Origin of the sequence: Pseudomonas sp. WC1 (assembly GCF_050586565.1) — a bacterium.
Taxonomy (GTDB): domain Bacteria; phylum Pseudomonadota; class Gammaproteobacteria; order Pseudomonadales; family Pseudomonadaceae; genus Aquipseudomonas.
Window position 1 is genome coordinate 31,623 of record NZ_JBOBDQ010000023.1, and the last position, 17,844, is coordinate 49,466.

The 17,844-nt window shown below is 67.1% G+C and carries 19 protein-coding genes and 1 riboswitch; of the genes, 3 read left to right on the forward strand and 16 right to left on the reverse strand.

Going from position 1 to position 17,844, the window contains the following annotated elements; genetic code table 11:
- Window positions 1–30: 30 nt before the first annotated feature.
- The 11 genes from ACQ4OD_RS12820 to cobO all read right to left on the reverse strand — a co-directional run bounded on the left by ACQ4OD_RS12820 (window position 31) and on the right by cobO (window position 10,080).
- A complete protein-coding gene (locus tag ACQ4OD_RS12820; RefSeq protein WP_430944388.1) occupies window positions 31–1,221 on the reverse strand; it encodes a glycoside hydrolase family 5 protein in 1,191 nt (396 codons plus the stop codon).
- A gap of 93 nt (window positions 1,222–1,314) precedes the next feature.
- Entirely contained in the window at window positions 1,315–2,046 is a 732-nt protein-coding gene (locus ACQ4OD_RS12825; protein ID WP_430944389.1) for an adenosylcobinamide-GDP ribazoletransferase, read from the reverse strand.
- 1 nt (window position 2,047) lies between these two features.
- Window positions 2,048–2,617 (reverse strand): alpha-ribazole phosphatase family protein, encoded by a 570-nt coding sequence (cobC, locus tag ACQ4OD_RS12830; RefSeq protein ID WP_198754004.1) that lies wholly within the window; start codon window positions 2,615–2,617, stop codon window positions 2,048–2,050.
- On the reverse strand, window positions 2,614–3,669 hold the full coding sequence (gene cobT, locus ACQ4OD_RS12835; protein ID WP_430944390.1) for a nicotinate-nucleotide--dimethylbenzimidazole phosphoribosyltransferase: 1,056 nt from the start codon (window positions 3,667–3,669) through the stop codon (window positions 2,614–2,616). Before cobT ends, cobC begins: the two co-directional genes overlap by 4 nt.
- Window positions 3,666–4,187: a bifunctional adenosylcobinamide kinase/adenosylcobinamide-phosphate guanylyltransferase gene (gene cobU / locus ACQ4OD_RS12840; protein WP_198754002.1), complete on the reverse strand. Its 522-nt coding sequence runs from the start codon at window positions 4,185–4,187 to the stop codon at window positions 3,666–3,668. Before cobU ends, cobT begins: the two co-directional genes overlap by 4 nt.
- Window position 4,188: 1 nt before the next feature.
- Window positions 4,189–5,643, reverse strand: coding sequence for a cobyric acid synthase (locus ACQ4OD_RS12845; protein WP_198754001.1), 1,455 nt, complete (start codon window positions 5,641–5,643; stop codon window positions 4,189–4,191).
- Window positions 5,640–6,632: a threonine-phosphate decarboxylase CobD gene (cobD, locus tag ACQ4OD_RS12850; protein WP_430944391.1), complete on the reverse strand. Its 993-nt coding sequence runs from the start codon at window positions 6,630–6,632 to the stop codon at window positions 5,640–5,642. The genes ACQ4OD_RS12845 and cobD overlap by 4 nt, the downstream gene beginning before the upstream one ends.
- Window positions 6,625–7,533 carry an adenosylcobinamide-phosphate synthase CbiB gene (gene cbiB, locus ACQ4OD_RS12855; protein WP_102683633.1) on the reverse strand — a complete coding sequence of 303 codons (909 nt, stop codon included), beginning with the start codon at window positions 7,531–7,533 and terminating at the stop codon, window positions 6,625–6,627. Before cbiB ends, cobD begins: the two co-directional genes overlap by 8 nt.
- On the reverse strand, window positions 7,530–8,180 hold the full coding sequence (bluB, locus tag ACQ4OD_RS12860) for a 5,6-dimethylbenzimidazole synthase (RefSeq protein WP_198753999.1): 651 nt from the start codon (window positions 8,178–8,180) through the stop codon (window positions 7,530–7,532). Before bluB ends, cbiB begins: the two co-directional genes overlap by 4 nt.
- Entirely contained in the window at window positions 8,177–9,472 is a 1,296-nt protein-coding gene (locus ACQ4OD_RS12865; RefSeq protein WP_102683631.1) for a cobyrinate a,c-diamide synthase, read from the reverse strand. Before ACQ4OD_RS12865 ends, bluB begins: the two co-directional genes overlap by 4 nt.
- Window positions 9,469–10,080, reverse strand: coding sequence for a cob(I)yrinic acid a,c-diamide adenosyltransferase (gene cobO / locus ACQ4OD_RS12870; RefSeq protein ID WP_046854540.1), 612 nt, complete (start codon window positions 10,078–10,080; stop codon window positions 9,469–9,471). The genes ACQ4OD_RS12865 and cobO overlap by 4 nt, the downstream gene beginning before the upstream one ends.
- A 112-nt stretch (window positions 10,081–10,192) precedes the next feature.
- A riboswitch (cobalamin riboswitch) is annotated at window positions 10,193–10,410 on the reverse strand.
- A gap of 149 nt (window positions 10,411–10,559) precedes the next feature.
- Between cobO and ACQ4OD_RS12875 the strand changes: the two genes are divergently transcribed.
- Complete coding sequence (locus tag ACQ4OD_RS12875; RefSeq protein WP_430944392.1) at window positions 10,560–11,138, forward strand: hypothetical protein; 579 nt, start codon at window positions 10,560–10,562, stop codon at window positions 11,136–11,138.
- Window positions 11,139–11,290: 152 nt separating this feature from the next.
- Here the strand turns inward: ACQ4OD_RS12875 and ACQ4OD_RS12880 are convergent, their stop codons facing one another.
- The 5 genes from ACQ4OD_RS12880 to ACQ4OD_RS12900 form a co-directional block, all read right to left on the reverse strand.
- Complete coding sequence (locus ACQ4OD_RS12880) at window positions 11,291–11,824, reverse strand: C40 family peptidase (RefSeq protein WP_102683628.1); 534 nt, start codon at window positions 11,822–11,824, stop codon at window positions 11,291–11,293.
- A 146-nt stretch (window positions 11,825–11,970) separates the two neighbouring features.
- Window positions 11,971–12,606 carry a C40 family peptidase gene (locus ACQ4OD_RS12885; protein ID WP_198753998.1) on the reverse strand — a complete coding sequence of 212 codons (636 nt, stop codon included), beginning with the start codon at window positions 12,604–12,606 and terminating at the stop codon, window positions 11,971–11,973.
- A gap of 125 nt (window positions 12,607–12,731) precedes the next feature.
- A complete protein-coding gene (gene hda, locus ACQ4OD_RS12890; protein WP_430944393.1) occupies window positions 12,732–13,436 on the reverse strand; it encodes a DnaA regulatory inactivator Hda in 705 nt (234 codons plus the stop codon).
- Between the two features lie 208 nt (window positions 13,437–13,644).
- Window positions 13,645–14,718 (reverse strand): AI-2E family transporter, encoded by a 1,074-nt coding sequence (locus ACQ4OD_RS12895; RefSeq protein ID WP_102683627.1) that lies wholly within the window; start codon window positions 14,716–14,718, stop codon window positions 13,645–13,647.
- Window positions 14,719–14,730: 12 nt separating this feature from the next.
- A complete protein-coding gene (locus tag ACQ4OD_RS12900) occupies window positions 14,731–15,786 on the reverse strand; it encodes a DUF2066 domain-containing protein (RefSeq protein ID WP_110701159.1) in 1,056 nt (351 codons plus the stop codon).
- 342 nt (window positions 15,787–16,128) lie between these two features.
- Between ACQ4OD_RS12900 and purM the strand changes: the two genes are divergently transcribed.
- The gene (gene purM / locus ACQ4OD_RS12905; protein WP_038706623.1) at window positions 16,129–17,187 is read left to right on the forward strand and encodes a phosphoribosylformylglycinamidine cyclo-ligase; all 1,059 of its coding nucleotides are present in this window, start codon (window positions 16,129–16,131) and stop codon (window positions 17,185–17,187) included.
- Window positions 17,187–17,840 carry a phosphoribosylglycinamide formyltransferase gene (gene purN, locus ACQ4OD_RS12910; RefSeq protein WP_139673556.1) on the forward strand — a complete coding sequence of 218 codons (654 nt, stop codon included), beginning with the start codon at window positions 17,187–17,189 and terminating at the stop codon, window positions 17,838–17,840. The genes purM and purN overlap by 1 nt, the downstream gene beginning before the upstream one ends.
- The last annotated feature ends 4 nt before the right edge of the window (window positions 17,841–17,844 follow it).

Sequence of the window (17,844 nt, forward strand, 5' to 3'; positions counted from 1 at the left end):
ATACCCGCATCAACGACGTTGCAAGACATTTCAAGGGGTGATTCCGGGCTGCAGCCGCCGACGGATCGGCTCGAACTCCGCCGCGGCCTTGCGCACCAGTGGATCAGGCGCTCCCGTATCGATCGCCTGCCAGTACCGCCACGGCACCTTGGCCGAACCCAGTTCGTAGTCCATGCCGTCCCAGCTGTCTTCGCGAAAGCTATAGAACGCCCAATGCAACTGCTGGCGCTCAAGCACCGTGAGGACGTCCTCCAGGTACTGCCGACAACCGGGCAGGCGGCGCATGCAACCGAACTCGCCAACCACCAGGCGCGAACGCGGCAGCTTGATGGCATCGGCCCAATCGACCGGTTGTTGCAGGTAGCGCGCGACTTGCCCGGCGTCCCACTGCTGCGTCTTCCCGGCGAACGGTACCGGCCCCGGGTAGGCGTATGGCTCGCGCCGCGCCAGGTTCGGCGCACTGGTGGCGGCATAGGGCTCGTACATATGCACGCTGTACAGCACGCGCTCGTCCTCAAGCGCCGCGGGCCAGTAGCCGAAGGCGTCGGCAGCAGCGTACCAGCCGGCATCGACCATCACCGGCGTCTTGCCGTCGACCTCGCGGATCGCCGCCAACAGTTGCCGATAGAGCGCAGGCAGGTCACGCGTCCCGCCCTGCTCGCTGGCGTACCACTGCTTCATCCGGGCAAGATCGGCATGCTCGGCCAGGTCACCCTGCTTCTCAGGCGCAGGCTCGTTGACGAGGTTGTAGGCGGCGATGGCCGGGTGATCCTTGAGCGCCAGGGCAACATCACGCCAGAAACGCGCGGACTGGGTCCAGAAACGCTTGTCGTGCCACAGCCGGTCGTCGAAACGGCCCTGGTTGTTCTGCGCCCAGCGCATGCCAGGCAGCGACAGTGGCGTAATGACCACCTTGAGCCCAGCGGCGTGGGCGCGGTCTAGCACTTCGACCAGCTGCCGCAGATCGCAGGCAGCCAAGCCTTGGTAATCGTCGGCATTGCCCAACAGGAAATCGCGCTTGGCCGGCTGCCATTTGTCGTACGACAGGCGTACCCAGCTGGCACCGTAGCTTTTCAAGGCATCGAAGTAGGCCTGGTCCGGGGGCAGGCGATTGAAGCTGTTGCCGCCATGGCGAGGTGTATCCCAGAAGTCGATCAGGTCGGCGGCGTTGGCGGGCATGCCGGCAAGCACAAGCAGGCCGGCGAGGATCCAGTGGTGCATGCGAGGCATTCCTGGTGGTTGGCGAGCGAACGAGGATAGAACAAGTGCTTGGTATGGTTTTCCGTTTTCCCCGCAGGATTTTTCAGACGCGACCTACTGCAACGCCAGGCCAAGCACCACCACCAGTTCCAGCAACTCGAGCAGTGCCCCGGCGGTATCCCCGGTGGTCCCTCCCAGGCGCTTGCACATCACCCGTCGCAACCAGGCGAACGCCACTGCCGTCAGCAGCAACACCCATAGCACCGACCAGCCGCCCAAGGTGACGCAGAGTGCCGCGCTGCCCAGCAACACCCACGCGGCGCCGCGCCGCGGCAGATGCTCGGCCAGTGCCGACCCGAGCCCACCGGGGCGCACATAGGGCGTACCGAGGAACAACCCCAGCAGCGCCGCGCGCCCCACCACCGGCGCCAGCACCAGCAGGCCACCAGCCCCCCGCTCGACCAGTACCCACAGGGCACAGAACTTGAGCAACAACACCAGTACCAGGGTGACCACGGCGATCGGCCCGCTGCGCGGGTCCTTCATGATCTGCAAGGTGCGCTCGCGGTCGCCGAACCCACCCAACCAGGCATCGGCGCTGTCGGCCAGGCCGTCCAGGTGCAGCGCGCCACTGAGCAACACCCACAACGCCAGCAGCAAGGCCGCGTGCAGAGGGGCCGCCACGCCATGCAGCAGATGGCTGGCCAGCCACAGCAGCACACCGAACAGCAGCCCCACCACGGGATAGAACAGCAGCGAACGCCCCATTTCCTGTGGCGCCGGCATGCCCGGCAGGCGCACCGGCAGGCTGCTGAGAAACTGCAGGGCAATCCAGAACGGCAGCATCTCAGCGCACCTCGTGCAACTGGCCGTCCTCAGCCACGGCCAGGCGCACCAGCGCGCCATGTCCGACCTCGACCTGCAACAGTTGCTCGCGCGGCAGCCCGCGCGCGCGCGCCAGCAGCAAGCGCATCACCCCGCCATGGGTCACCACCAACACCCGTTTGCCGGCATGCTCGCGATGCAGCCGCTCGACCGCAGCCAGCACCCGTTCGGCAAAGGCCAGCACCGGCTCGCCCGCAGGCGGAGTGAACGCATACGGATCACGCCAGAACAGCCCCAGGGCATCAGCATCGGCCTGCATGATCTGGGCGGCGCTCTGCCCTTCCCAGCCGCCGAAATGCAGCTCACGCACACCGGTCTCACGCTGCACCGGCAAGTTGACCCGTGCCCCCAGCTCTTCGGCAAACGACGCGCAACGCTGCAACGGTGAGCTGACCAGCACGTCCCAGGGGCCGGCATCGGCGACAGCATGACGCATCTGTGCCCAACCACTTTCGGTCAGGGCATCGTCGAGGCTGCCGCGCAGGCCGCCGCCGAGCTCGGTCTCGCCATGACGCAGCAGCTCGAGAATCATACCGGGCGATCCGCCACCGCGGCCTCGGCAAAGGTCGCCATCTGCCCGTGCAGGGCGCAAGCCAGGCGAATCAGCGGCACCGCCAGCGCCGCGCCGCTGCCCTCGCCCAGGCGCAGGCCCAGGGCCAGCAGCGGCTCGGCCTCCAGCGCAGCCAGCAGGGCCTTGTGGCCTGGCTCGGCGCCCTGGTGGGCAAACAGCAGCCACGGGCGGCATTGCGGGTTGAGGCGCACCGCCACCAAGGCGGCGACACTGCAGATGAAGCCGTCGACCAGCACCGCCACGCCATGCTGGGCGCAGGCCATGTAGGCACCTGCCAGCGCGGCGATTTCAAAGCCGCCGACACAGGCCAATGCCCGCAGCGGTTGGTCAGCACGCAGGCCGTGCAGCACCAGGGCGCGCTCGATCACCTCGGCCTTGTGGCGCACGCCGGCGCTGTCCAGGCCGGTGCCCGGGCCGCTCAGCTCACGCGCCGGGCAGCCCAGCAAGGTACTGGCCAGGGCGGCCGCGGCAGTGGTGTTGCCAATGCCCATTTCACCGCCGATGAACAGCTGGGCGCCGTTGTCGAGCGCGCGCAAGGCACTGTCGCGGCCGGCCTGCAACGCCGCCGCCAGCTGCGCGTCGGTCATCGCCGGCTGGCGGGCGAAGTTGGCGGTACCGGCGCCCAGGCGCAGGTGGTGCACGCCTGGCAGGTGCAGGTCCGCGTCGATAGTGCCGAGGTCGACCACCTGCAGCTCGGCGTCCAGCTCGCGCGCCAGTACGCTGATCGCCGCGCCACCGCCGACGAAGTTGCGCAGCATTTGCCCGGTCACCGCCTGCGGATAGGCGGAGATGCCCTCCTCCACCACGCCATGGTCGCCGGCGAAGATCGTGATGGCGACCCGCTCCAGGCTGGGACGCTCGCGCCCTTGCAGGCCGGCCAGGCGTACCGCCAGGCCTTCGAGCTGGCCGAGGGAGCCGGCCGGTTTGGTCAGCTGTTGCTGACGGGCGCGGGCCTGGTCCATGGCGGCGCTGTCGAGGGGTTGGCAGGCGTCACGCCACCACATCGGGGTCATAAGGCTGGTCCTTTGAGCATGAGAGGGAGGCCGGCGACAGTCAGCACCACGCGCTGGCAGCGTTCGGCCACGGCCTGGTGCAACGTGCCTGCCAGGTCGACATAACGGCGGGTCAGTTCGCCCATGGGCACCACGCCCAGGCCGGTTTCGTTGCTGACCAGGATGATCGTGCCCGGCAGTTGCGCCAGGCTGGCGAGCAGCGCGTCGCGCTCCTGCGCCAGGCGCTGGTCATCCTCGAGCATCAGCAGGTTGGTCAGCCACAGCGTCAGGCAGTCCACCAGCAGGCAGCGCCCTTGGGCGGCTTCGGCGTGCAGCACGGCGGCCAGCGCCACGGGCTCCTCCACCAGCCCCCAATGGGACGGACGCCGTTCGCGGTGCAAGCGCACGCGTTCATTCATCTCGCCGTCCAGCGGCTGGCTGGTGGCGATATAGGTCACCGGCAGGCCGCTGGCTTCGGCCAGTTGCTCGGCCAGGCGGCTCTTGCCCGAACGGGCGCCGCCGAGGATCAGGCTGTGCATTTCAGGCGACTCCACACAGTTCGCGCAGACGCGCGGTGTCCAGGTGCTGCTCGACCAGATCGGCCAGGCGCTCGATATCGCGCTCGCGCAGGGCCTCGTAGTCGATGGTCTGCGCATCGGCCAGCCCGGCCCAGCGCAGCAGCGCGGCGCACGACTGGCTACCCTCGAACAGGCCATGCAGGTAGGTGGCGAGGATCTGCCCGTCGGCGCTGATGGCGCCATCGGCACGGCCATCGGCCAGTTGCACTGCGGGGCGCTCCAGCGCCAACCCGCTGGTGACGCCGGCATGGATCTCATACCCCGCCACCGGGGCCTGCTCGAGATCGAGCGTGCCCGCCACATTACGCAACTGCTTCTCGGATTCCAGCACGGTGCTGTACGCCAGCAGGCCCAGGCCATCACTGGAGCCGGCCGGCCCCTCAAGACCCAGGGGATCATGCACCTGCTCGCCGAGCATCTGCAGGCCACCGCAGATGCCGATGAGCTTACCGCCATAACGCAGGTGCCGAGCGATGGCCATGTCCCAGCCGCGCTCGCGCAATTGCGCCAGGTCGCCGCGTACGCTCTTGGAGCCGGGCAGGATGATCAGGTCGGCAGGCGGAATCGGCTGGCCCGGGCCGATGAACTGCAGATCCACCTGAGGGTGCAGGCGCAGCGGGTCGAAGTCGGTGTGGTTGCTGATGCGCGGCAACACCGGGACGATCACCTTCAGCAAGCGCTCACCCTTTTCGCCCTGGCGCGTATCGATGCCATCCTCGGCCTCCAGGTGCAGGTCGGTGACGTAGGGCAGCACGCCCAGCACCGGCTTGCCGGTGCGCTGCTCCAGCCAGTCCAGGCCAGGTTGCAACAAGGCGATGTCACCACGGAAACGGTTGATGACGAAGCCCTTGACCCGCGCCTGCTCGCTCGCCGACAGCAACTCCAGGGTGCCGACCAGGTGGGCGAACACGCCGCCCCGGTTGATATCGGCCACCAGGATCACCGGGCAGTCGACCGCCTCGGCAAAGCCCATGTTGGCGATATCGCCGGCCCGCAGGTTGATCTCCGCCGGGGAACCAGCACCTTCGACCATCACCACCGGATAGGCTTCGCTCAGGCGCTCGTGGGAGGCCAACACCGCCTGCATGGCGATGGTCTTGTAGTCGTGATAGGCCACGGCGTTCATGCTGGTCACCGCCCGGCCATGGACGATCACCTGGGCGCCGGTGTCGCTGTTGGGCTTGAGCAGCACCGGGTTCATGTCGGTGTGCGGCGCCAGCCGGCAGGCCTGGGCCTGCACCGCCTGGGCGCGACCGATCTCGCCGCCGTCGGCGGTCACGGCGCTGTTGAGCGCCATGTTCTGTGGCTTGAACGGCACCACGGCGATGCCCTGGCGCAGCAGCCAGCGGCACAGGGCGGTGACCAGCGTGCTCTTGCCGGCATCGGAGGTGGTGCCTTGCACCATGAGGGTGGTCATGCCGATTCCTTGTGGTAGTCCGCCAGGGCCTGGGCCAGGCGTTGTTCGTCAGCCGCCGTGGCGGGCAGGCCGAAGCGCAGCGCGCACGGTCGCTCGAACAGCCGCACCAGGATGCCCCGGCGGGCGAGGTAGTCGTGCAGGTGCGTGGCGCGTTCGTCACGCACGTACTGGAACAGGTCGCAACCGCCGCTGGGTGGCAAGCCTGCGCCTTCGAGCAACCTGGCCAGGCGCTGGCTGGCCAGGGCGCACCGGGCAATCTGCGCCAGGTGCGTCGCCTCGTCGGCGAAGCACGCCTGCCCCAGTACGCGGGTCGGGCCACTGACGGTCCAGGGCCCGAGCGCCTCGGCCAGTTGCCGCAACACATCCGCCTCGGCGACGACGAAGCCCAGCCGCACGCCGGCCAAGCCGAAGAACTTGCCGAACGAGCGCAGCACGATCAGCCCGGGTTGTCCGGCCTGATCGACCACACTGTGTGCGGGCGTGTTGTCCATGAAGGCTTCGTCCACCAACAACCAGCCACCCCGCGCAGCCAGACGCGCATGCCAGGCCAGCAGGCGTTCGCGGGGCACACGGCGACCGGTGGGGTTGTTGGGATTGACCAGCACCAGGACATCCAGGCTGTCGAGTACGTCCTCGACCTGGGCCTCATCCAGCTCGACCAGCGCATGCCCCGCCCGCTCCCAGGCATGCGGATGTTCGGCATAGCATGGCGTCAGCACCCCGACCCGACCGATCGGGCGCAGGTACGGCAAGGCCTGGATCGCCGCCTGGGAGCCAGCTACCGCCAGCAGCGGTTGCGCGCCATAGTAGCGCCGTGCAGCCGCCTCCAGGCCGTCCTCGGTCTCGGGCAGTCGAGCCCAGGCGTCCACGGGAATCGGCGGTATCGGGTAGGGCCAGGGTGCGATACCACTGGACAGGTCGAGCCACTGGTGCCGAGGGATCGCGTACTGTTTCACCGCCCGTAGCAGGCGGCCACCGTGCTCAAGCATTCAGGTAGGCTCCCACGCAGATCAATAGCACCCACAGCCACACGCCGCGCTGCACCAGGCTCCAGCCACGCTCGATGGCGTCGGCGTCGGCCATCGGCCCCTCGCCCAGGCGCGGGCGTTCGTGCAGCTCGCCGTGATACACCGCCGGGCCACCCAGCTCCACCCCCAGGGCTCCGGCCCCCGCCGCCATCACCGGGCCGGCGTTGGGGCTGTCCCACAGCGGCGCCTGCTTGCGCCAGCAGGCCAGGGCCAACCGAGTCTTGCCCAGCAGCGCATAGGTCAGCGCCACCAGCCTGGCGGGAATATAATTCAGCCCATCGTCGATGCGCGCCGCGCACCAGCCGAAGCGCTCGAAACGGTCGTTGCGATAGCCCCACATGGCATCCAGGGTATTGCTCAGGCGATACAGCACCACCCCAGGCGCCCCGGCCACGACGAACCAGAACAGCGCGGCGAATACCGCATCGCTGCCGTTCTCCAGCACCGACTCGGTGGCCGCCCGGGCCACGGCAGGTTCGTCCAGTTCGCGGGTCTCGCGGCTGACCAGGTAACCGACGCGCCGCCGCGCCTCCTCCAGGTCGCCCTGACGCAGTGCCTGGGCCACCGGCAGCACATGCTCGCCAAGGCTGCGCAGGCCCAGGGCGCAGTACAACGCCAGCACGTCCACCAGCCAGCCGATAGCGGGCAGCCAGGAAAGGATCAGCGCCAGCAAGGTCAGCGGCACCACCGCCAGGAACCAGGCCGTGACACCGTGGCTGCGCCAGCCCCGGCCACCGGCGTTGAAGCGCTGCTCCAGGCGCGCGGCAAGGTTGCCGAAGCCCACCAGCGGATGGCGCCGCCGCGGCTCACCCAGCAGTGCATCCAGGGCCACGCCGGCCACGGTCAGCAAGGCCACGCTCATGGGCATTCTCCCCAATGGTTCTCGTACAGCATGTCACTCAACGGCCGTTGCTCGGCCCAGTCTTCGAGCACCAGCATCGGCGCCGGGTAGAATTCGGTCACCGGCCCCAGGCACAGCACCGCCATGGGCTTTGCGCCTGCGGGCATACCGAGCAGCTCGGCCAGGGCCCGGGGTTCGAACAGCGACACCCAGCCCATGCCCAGCCCTTCGGCCCGCGCCGCCAGCCACAGGTTCTGGATGGCGCAGGCCAGCGAAGCCAGGTCCATCTCCGGCAGGGTGCGGCGGCCGAAAACATGCGCCTCGCGCTTGTCCATCAGCGCTGCCACCAGCACCTCGGCGCAGTCGTTGATGCCTTCGACCTTGAGCTTCATGAACTCATCGGAGCGCTCGCCCAGGGCTTCGGCGGTGCGCACCCGCTCCTCCTCCACCAAAGCCTGGATACGTTCGCGCAAATCACGCTGGCTGATACGAATGAAGCGCCAGGGCTGCATCAGGCCCACGCTGGGGGCCTGGTGAGCGGCGGCCAGCAGACGCCCCAGCAACTCGGGCGCCACCTCGCCGCCGGCAAAATGGCGCATGTCGCGGCGCTCGCCGATGGCCCGGTAGATCGCCGCGCGCTCAACGGCGCTATACGCGTGTTCGCTCATGGTCGCAACAGCGCCGCCGCCGCATCGGGGTTGGACGGAAAATAGAAGTGTACGTAGGAAGCGGTCAGCCGCCCCAGGCGGTAGACCGCCTCGTTGCCGCGTCCGCCATTGGGGCTCAGGCCACGGGCAATCGGTTCCAGCTCGGTGCTGGTCAGCGAATGGTGATAGGTGTGGCCGCGCAGGGTGCCTTCGGGCAACTCGACGGCCTGCAGGGCCAGGGCCGCCAGGCGCTTCTGCATGGTTGCCTCGCCCGGCAGCAGGCCTGCCAGCGATGCACGCACACCGGCCACATCGGTCAGTGCGTCGAGCAGGTAGAGCATGCCGCCACATTCGGCCAGCAGCGGCTTGCCCTCGGCGTGGTGGCCACGGATCGCCCCCAGCATGGGAGCGTTGGCGGCCAGGGCCTGATGGTGCAACTCCGGGTAGCCGCCTGGCAGGTACAGGCTGTCTACATCAGGCAACTCCCGATCATGCAACGGCGAGAAGAATTCGAGCTGCGCGCCGAGGCTGCGCAGCAGGTCCAGGTTAGCGCCATAGGTGAAGGCGAAGGCTTCGTCGTGGGCCACCCCGATGCGCACCCCGGCAAGCGGCGTGGTTACGCCCAGCGGCTCAGGCCGGGCAAAACCGACCGGTGGCGGCAATGCGGCATCGCAGCTGGCACCGAGCGCTTCGGCGGCGGCATCCAGGCGCGCGTCCAGGTCGTTGAGTTCACTGGCCTGGACCAGGCCCAGGTGGCGGCTGGGCAGCTCGATGCCACGCTCGCGGGACAACCCGCCGTACCAGCGCAGGCCTTCGGTGAGACTGCCTTCGAGCAACTGCGCATGGCGCAGGCTGCCAACCCGGTTGGCCAGCACTCCGGCGAACGGCAGGTCGGGCTGGTAGCGCGCCAGGCCCAGGGCCAGGGCGCCGAAGGTCTGGGCCATGGCCGTGCCATCGATCACCGCCAGCACCGGCACGCCGAAATGGCGGGCCAGGTCGGCGCTCGACGGCGTGCCGTCGAACAGCCCCATCACGCCTTCGATCAGAATCAGGTCGGCCTCGCCCGCCGCTTCCCACAGCAGGCGACGACTCTCCTCGGCACCGATCATCCACAAGTCCAGCTGGTAGACCGGCGCACCGCTGGCGCGCTCGAGGATCATCGGGTCGAGAAAGTCAGGCCCGCACTTGAACACCCGCACCTTGCGCCCGAGGTTGCGGTGCAGGCGGGCCAGAGCGGCGGTCACCGTGGTCTTGCCCTGGCCCGAGGCCGGGGCAGCGATCAGCACGGCGGGGCATTGGCGTGAGTCACTCACAGCTCGACGCCCTTCTGTGCGCGGATACCGGCCTGGAAGGCGTGCTTGAGCATGCCCATCTCGGTGACGGTGTCGGCCAGTTCGATCATTTCGGGCTTGGCCGCGCGGCCGGTGACGATCACGTGCTGCATCGGTGGGCGGGCCTGGATGTCCGAGAGCACCTGGTCGAGGTCGAGGTAGCCATGCTTGAGGGCGATGTTCAGCTCATCGAGCACCACGAACTGGATCGACGGATCCTGCAGCAACTGGCGCGATACCGCCCAGGCCGCTTCGGCAGCGGCGATGTCGCGCTGGCGGTCCTGGGTCTCCCAGGTAAAGCCCTCGCCCATCACGTGATAGCGCACCTGCTCAGGGAAGCGACGGAAGAACAGCTCTTCGCCGGTGCTGTTGCGGCCCTTGATGAACTGCACCACGCCGCACTGCATGCCATGGCCCAGGGCGCGGGCGAGCATGCCGAAAGCCGAGCTGCTCTTGCCCTTGCCATTGCCGGTCAGTACCAGCAGCAGGCCGCATTCGTTGGGGGAATTGGCGATGCGCTCGTCGATGATCGCCTTCTTGCGCAGCATGCGCGCCAGGTGACGTTCGTCGCGTTCGGTGGATTCGCTCATCAGGGGTCTCCGCAGGCTGTCGCCGGTTGGCGACAGGGAAAAGGCGGGCAGACGGAGAACGCGCAGGGGCCGTGGCCCCAGGCCACATCGCACTGCACATCACCCTCCGTGATGCCGTTGGCAGTGACAGGCCGGTCTCCGGGCTCGTGAGCGGGCCATGCCCGGACGACGCGCCTTCCCGGATACCTGTACCCAGTGGCCATGCGCCGTCTTCGACTCACCTACCGTTGCGGGGGCAGCGCCGGATTCGCGCCTGCTGGCGCCCACCGGCTTCCCAGTTTCACCCTGCCGAACCTCGGTTCGCCGGGCACCTGAAACACGCCGCGAAGGTTAGAGGGTTGCACCGGGAGCGTCAATCGAACGAGGACCGATCCGGCCTGGATCAATGGCCGATTCGCCAGCTTGTGCCACACTCAAAGCAGTGATATCACATAGCCACTATTTCGACTGACCTCGATCACAAATACAAGGAGCGCAGCATGCAAGGCCTGATCATCAATAACCCGCGCCTGGAATTCCTGCGCCCGGCCCTGGAACGCTGGGTCGACTGCATCGACCGCTTCAACCAGTTCCAGGGCGACAACGAAGCCCCTTACTGGCACGGTGCAGCCGCCAATGCCGGGCTGCTCGCGGCTGCGTCCTGGCAGGCCGAGCTGGTGGCGCTGCAGCAGTACACGAGCAAGAAACAGCGCGACGAAGGCGAACGCGAAGCCCGTGGCGACCTGGCCATCAGCAGCGCCGAGGAATCGATCCACTTGCACTGCAGCCAGCGCTGGCCGCGCCTCGCCCGCCTCGACCTGGCGCCGGCGCTGCAGGAAAGCGCCATCCAGGCCAAGGCGATCGCCTATGCCAGCCAGCTCAAGGCCGGGGCGTTGTTCGTCACCCCGTGGAAGGCCGGCCAGCACGCCAGCCCCGAGGAGCTGCAAGACCTGGTCGATGACCTGCAGAAACACACCGCCTGTGCAATCGCCTGGTACTTTCCTTATGCCTATCGCAAGCTGCACAACGAGCTGGGGCAGTACTTTCCGGGGGTGGCCTTGCTGCTCAAGCAGGCCTGAGGCGCGCTTCAGTCCTCGAAGCCATATCCGAATTGACCAGCACATCACCAACCAGCAACCGATTCCTGGATCATTGGAATCGGACGAGGTCATCGGCACCGCAAAAAGCGGGCGTTAGATAGGTCTAGCCTGGCCCGGCGGCGACCATGGCGTCAGGGATTTTGCGCCAGATGCCCCGGCGGCAGTACTCGCTTGGCCTGGAGGTAGGCCTTGGCCCAGTAGCTGTTCGACAAGTAGTCGAGGCGCACGGTGCCACCGGTGGACGGTGCATGCACGAAGCGCCCCTCACCCACATAGATCCCGGCATGGCTGACCTGCGAGCCGCCACTGGTGGCAAAGAACACCAGGTCGCCGGACTGCAGCGCATCGAGATCCACGTTCGGCGCACGCATGACGATCATGTCGCGGGTGGTGCGCGGCAGGCTGATGCCGGCGGCGTCACGGTACACGTAGCCAATCAGGCCGCTGCAATCAAAGCCCGAGTCCGGGGTATTGCCACCCCAGCGATAGGGCGTGCCCACCAGGCCGATGGCGCGGAACAGCACATCGTCCGCCGCGGGCGACGAGGGCGATGGGTTGAACACCATTGGGGCCTTGGCCATCGGTGCCGGAGCGGGTGCACGGCTGGAGCAGGCCGCGAGCAGGGCCACGAGGGAGAAGAATGCGAAGCGCGCCAACATCGCCATGATGTAAACGTCCTGTCGGGAAGCCCCCGGCCATGGCCGAAGGTAAAAAGAGTTGAGAATTTAGATTAGACGCTTTCTGTAAATGCGCACGGCGGCGAGCTTTTCAGCTACGCCGCCGTGGCAGGGTACAGCATTTTGATATCAATTCAATTGCGCGAGATCGTGGTCGGCGCCATGGCGAGCGCGCGTTTGGCCTCGATGAAGGTCTTGCTCCAGTAGCGATCGCCCAGGCTGTCGATGCGCACGCCACCGCTGCGGCGGCTGCTGGAATGGATGAACTGGTTGTCACCCAGGTAGATGCCGGCGTGGCTGACGCGACCACGACCGTTGGTGCTGAAGAACAGCAGGTCGCCGGGCTTGAGCTTGTTGCGCGCAACTTTCGGTGCGTCGACGTTGATCATCTCGCGGGTCGAACGCGGCAGGTTCATGCCGGCCTCTTCGCGGAACAGGTAGCCGATGAAACCGCTGCAGTCGAAGCCGGACTTCTCGGAGGTGCCACCGAAGCGGTAGCGGGTACCGATCAGCGCCATGCCGCGTTCGAGAATACTGTCGGCCAGCACGGGCAACTGGTACGGCTTGCTGTTGCTGGAAAATGCCTCGAGGTCATCTTCGCTGGCCAGCTCTTCCTCGGTGAATATGGAAGAAGCGGAAGCCTTGGCCTTGACCGATTGCTCGGTGGCCATGCGTTGATCCTGCGAAGGCGCGACCGGGCCGGTGGAGGCACAGCCGTAAAGAAGGGTGACAAGTGCAAGTGGCACGAGGGGTGCGAAGCGCTTCAGCATGGGCACGACCGTGTCTGTAGTCCTTTAGAAGGGGGAAACTATGCCTTCTATCGGACCCATTTGCAAATTTTATCGAAAAACATGTGACTTTTCCGATTCGACGCTCTGGCACCGTGTTTTCAGCGCTACCAGCCGAGGATTTCCTTGAGGAAGGGAATGGTCAGCTTGCGCTGGGCCTGCAAGGAAGCCTGGTCGAGACGTTCGAGCAGGTCGAACAGCGCGCTCATGCTGCGCGTGCCACGGGTGAGGATGAAGTGGCCGACTTCGTCGGTCAGGTGCAGGCCGCGGCGCGAAGCGCGCAGTTGCAGGGCGCGCAGCTTGTCCTCGTCGGACATCCCGCGCATCTGGAAGATCAGCGCCAGGGTCAGCCGCGACTTGAGGTCGGCCAGCTTGATCGGCAGCTCCCGCGGCGAGCTGGAGGCTGCCAGCAGCAGGCGCCGGCCACTGTCGCGCAAGCGGTTGAACAGGTGGAACATGGCCTCTTCCCAGTCGGCCTTGCCCGCGATCACGTGCAGGTCATCGATGCATACCAGCTCGTATTGCTCGAGATGGTCGAGCAGTTCGACGCCACGCTCGAGCAATTGCGCCAGGGGCAGGTACACGGCGGGCTCGCCCAGTTGCTGGAAACGGTGGGTGGCGGCCTGCAACAGATGGGTACGGCCCACGCCCTGCTTGCCCCACAGGTAGATGAGGCTTTCGGTCCAGCCGGCGTCGGCTTCGCAGAGCCGCTCGACATAGCCCAGTGCCGCGGCATTGGCGCCGGGGTAGTAGTTGATGAAGGTGGCGTCGTCGCGCAGACGCACACCCAGGGGCAACTGGATCGGTTTCATGCTCGCGGGCGGTCGCGGGGACCACAGGGGGCCTTTGATGAACAGTGTGCAAAGTCTATACCCGCAACGCGGACGGCACAATCCGGCAGGGGAATAGCACAAGTAAAATCAAGCAGTTGCGTTTAATGTAAGCACATCGCGGGGCAAGCCCGCCCCCCGCCGGGTGCTCAAGACTCCGGGCATGGGAGCGGGCTTGCCCCGCGATCGCTCACAGATCCGGGTCTACTTCCCCGGCGTACATGTCCGATTCCTTGTACAGGTCATGGACATGGCGCAGCAACACCATGATCACCGCCGCCACCGGCAGCGCCAGCAGCACCCCGGTAAAGCCGAACAACTCGCCGCCAGCCAGGATCGCGAAGATCACCGCCACCGGATGCAGGCCGATGCGGTCGCCCACCAGCAGCGGCGTCAGCACCATGCCCTCCAGCGCCTGCCCGACCATGAACACCGCGACGATACCGAGCATGGGGTAGAGGTCGCCGCCGAACTGGAACAACCCGGCGACCAGCGCCGCGCCGATGCCGATGATGAAGCCCATGTATGGCACGATCGCCGCCAGCCCCGCCAGCATGCCGATCAGCAGGCCCAGCTCCAGGCCCACCAGCATCAGCCCCGAGGAATAGATGACGCCCAACGCCAGCATCACCAGCAGTTGCCCGCGCACGAACGCCCCCAGCACCTCGTGGCACTCGCCGGCCAGCCCCACCACCTGCGGCTCGCGCTGGCGCGGCAGCAGGCTGCGCAGCTTGGCCATCATCAGGTCCCAGTCACGCAGCAGGTAGAAGCCCACCACCGGGATCAGCACCAGGTTGGCCAGCCAGCCGATCAGCGCCAGGCTCGAGGCGGTGGCCTGGGACAGCAGCACGCCGACGATGTCGGTGGTCTGGCCCATGTGCTCGCCGATCGCGGCCTTGATCTTGTCGAACTTCCAGAAGCCGTCGGCCAAGCCCAGGCGGCTCTGCACCCAAGGCAGCGCCACGTGCTGCAGCCAGTCGAGCATCTGCGGCGCCAGCTCGTACAGGCGCAGCAACTGCTTGGCCAGCATCGGCACCAGCACCAGCAACAAGGCCAGGAAGATCAGGGTGAACAGGCTGAACACCACCACCACGCCCCAGGTGCGCGACAGCCCGAGCCGCTCCAGGCGATCGACCAGCGGGTCGGCCAGGTAGGCCAGCAGGATGCCCACCAGGAACGGTGAGAGGATGTTGTGCAGGAAGTACAGCAGCACGGCGATCACCAAGGCCGCGCCCACCCAGACCCAACGACGCATGTCAGTCATTTGCGCCACTCCTTACCAGCGAAAGCGCAAGCCGTCGAACGGCGTTGCGGCAGTGGTGGGCGGCGTTGTGCCGGTATCGCCCTGCGCGCTCGGCGCAGGCGTGGCGGCTGCAGGCTCGGCAGGCAGCTCCTGCAGCTTGGCCAGGCCCAGCTGGGCGCGCAATTGCTCGCGATTGCCGCTGACCCGGTAGGTCAAGGTGCCGCCTTCGGCCATCTGCAAACGGGCGCCATAAGGCTCCAGTACCCGGCTCAGTTCGGCGTAACGCTGCAGGTTCATCCCCTGCACCTGTACCTGCAGGTCGCTGCTGGCGCCTGGCCGTGTGACATAACGCGGCGCCAGGCGGTTGCTCACCGCCAGCAGCACCGCATCGGCCAGGGCCGCCTGATCGCTGCCCTCGGCATTGCCCTGTTCACGCTGGTCGCCCAGCCACAACTGCCACTTGCCCTGCCACTTGCCGTCGGCCTCATGGGCGTGCACCGCCAGCAAGGCATCGGCGCCATAGCGCTCGGACGCCTCGCGCAGCGGCGCGGGGTCGTTACCCTCGAGCAGCTTGGCATTGGCCACCAGTTGCTCCTGCAGATCGGCCAATGGCAGGCGCAGGGGCAGGCCGCGATGCTGGGCTGCACGGCGCAATGGCTCGGCGGCGCCCTGGCCATCGCCGACCAGGCTGCTGCCCTCGACACTGTCGTTCAGCCACCAGCCCAGGACCGACGGCCGGTTGCTGCCCCACAATGCCAGCCCGGCCTGGCGCAGGGCGCGCTCGGTGCTGCCGGGGTCGAACTCGACCAGCACCGACTCCGGTGGGCCTGCCTCGGTGCCGACCTGGTTGATGATCTGTTGCGGGTCCTTGCGCAGCGCGGCCAGCGCCGGGTTCTGCGCGGCCTTGGGGTCGCCGGTCAGGCGCAGCACCAGGGTATCGAGCGCCTTGCCGGTCGCCTGGGCGCGGGCCTCGCTGCCCTGCCCTTCGACGGGCTCGCGAACCTGATACAGGCCCGAGACGGTTTCGGCCTGCGCGAGGGTGCCGGCCACAGCGAGGCAGGCGCCAGCGAGGAAATTGAGAAGACGCATTGAGGATTCCTGTCCAGATGACCTTGGGGCGACGCGCCCTTGCCTGTGGGCTGTGACCGCGCCACGCCGGAAAATGCTCCGCCGAGCCGCGCCTTTGCGCACGTCGCCATGCCTATACCTTATACAGGCGCCGACGCGGCAACCAGTCGCACAGGGTGAAACAGCGTTTTTTGCCCAGATTTCCCGCCTGCCCGTCGGCCTGAGGATGGCCGCCTTGGGGCAACCCTGATAAAATCGCGCGCCTTCGCAGACCAGTGACGTACAGGCAGCCACCGTTTCTGAAAGTGGCCTTGGCCGTCCCGGTCGTTTTTCTGAATCCCTCCCTCCTAAAGGCCTGGATCAATGAGCAAGCAACCCTCCCTGAGCTACAAAGACGCCGGTGTAGACATCGACGCCGGCGAAGCACTGGTCGAACGCATCAAGGGCGTCGCCAAGCGCACCGCACGCCCTGAAGTCATGGGTGGCCTGGGCGGCTTCGGCGCCCTCTGCGAGATCCCGGCCGGCTACAAGCAGCCGGTGCTGGTCTCCGGCACCGACGGCGTCGGCACCAAGCTGCGCCTGGCGCTGAACCTGAACAAGCACGACAGCATCGGCCAGGACCTGGTCGCCATGTGCGTCAACGACCTGGTGGTGTGCGGCGCCGAGCCGCTGTTCTTCCTCGACTACTACGCCACCGGCAAGCTCAACGTCGACGTGGCCGCCACCGTGGTCACCGGCATCGGCGCCGGTTGCGAACTGGCCGGCTGCTCGCTGGTCGGTGGTGAAACCGCCGAGATGCCAGGCATGTACGAAGGTGAAGACTACGACCTGGCCGGTTTCTGCGTCGGCGTGGTGGAAAAGGCCGAGATCATCGACGGCTCGAAAGTGGTCACCGGCGACGCCCTGATCGCCCTGCCGTCCTCCGGCCCGCACTCCAACGGCTACTCGCTGATCCGCAAGATCCTCGAAGTGTCCGGCACCGACATCGACAACACCCAGCTCGACGGCAAGCCGCTGGCCGACCTGCTGATGGCGCCGACCCGCATCTACGTCAAGCCCCTGCTGCAGCTGATCAAACAGACCGGCGCGGTCAAGGCCATGGCTCACATCACCGGCGGCGGCCTGCTGGACAACATCCCGCGCGTGCTGCCAAAAGGCGCCCAGGCAGTGGTCGACGTGGCCAGCTGGCAGCGCCCGGTGGTGTTCGACTTCCTGCAGGAAAAAGGCAACGTCGACGAACATGAAATGCACCGCGTGCTGAACTGCGGCGTGGGCATGGTCATCTGCGTCGCCCAGGACCAGGTCGACAACGCCCTGAACGTGCTGCGCGCCGCCGGCGAGCAGCCGTGGGTCATCGGCCAGATCGCCGAGGCCGCCGAAGGCGCCGCCCAGGTCGAGCTCAAGAACCTCAAGGCACACTGATGCCGGGCAAGACCTGCAACGTCGTGGTACTGCTGTCGGGCTCCGGCAGCAACCTGCAAGCGCTGATCGACAGCAACAGCGCCAGCAACGGCCCAGTACGCATCCGCGCGGTGATTTCCAACCGTGCCGATGCCTACGGCCTGGAACGCGCCAAGGCAGCCGGCATCGACACCGCGCTGCTGGAGCACCAGGGCTTCGACGGCCGCGAAGCCTTCGATGCGGCGCTGATGGCGCTGATCGACGGCTTCGCGCCTGACCTTGTGGTGCTGGCTGGCTTCATGCGCATCTTGAGTGGCGGCTTCGTGCGCCACTATCAAGGCCGGCTGCTCAACATACATCCGTCACTGTTGCCCAAGTACAAAGGCTTGCACACTCACCAGCGCGCCCTGGAAGCCGGTGATGCGGAGCACGGCTGCAGCGTGCACTTCGTCACCGAGGAACTCGATGGCGGGCCTCTGGTCGTACAGGCTGTGGTGCCGGTGGCAGCGGATGACAGCGCGCAGACGCTTGCCCAGCGCGTGCACCTGCAGGAACACCAGATCTACCCGCTGGCGGTGCGCTGGTTCGCCGAAGGACGCTTGCGTCTGGGCGAGCACGGTGCATTACTGGATGGCCAGCCGCTGGCGGCCAGCGGTCACTTGATTCGATCCTAGGAGA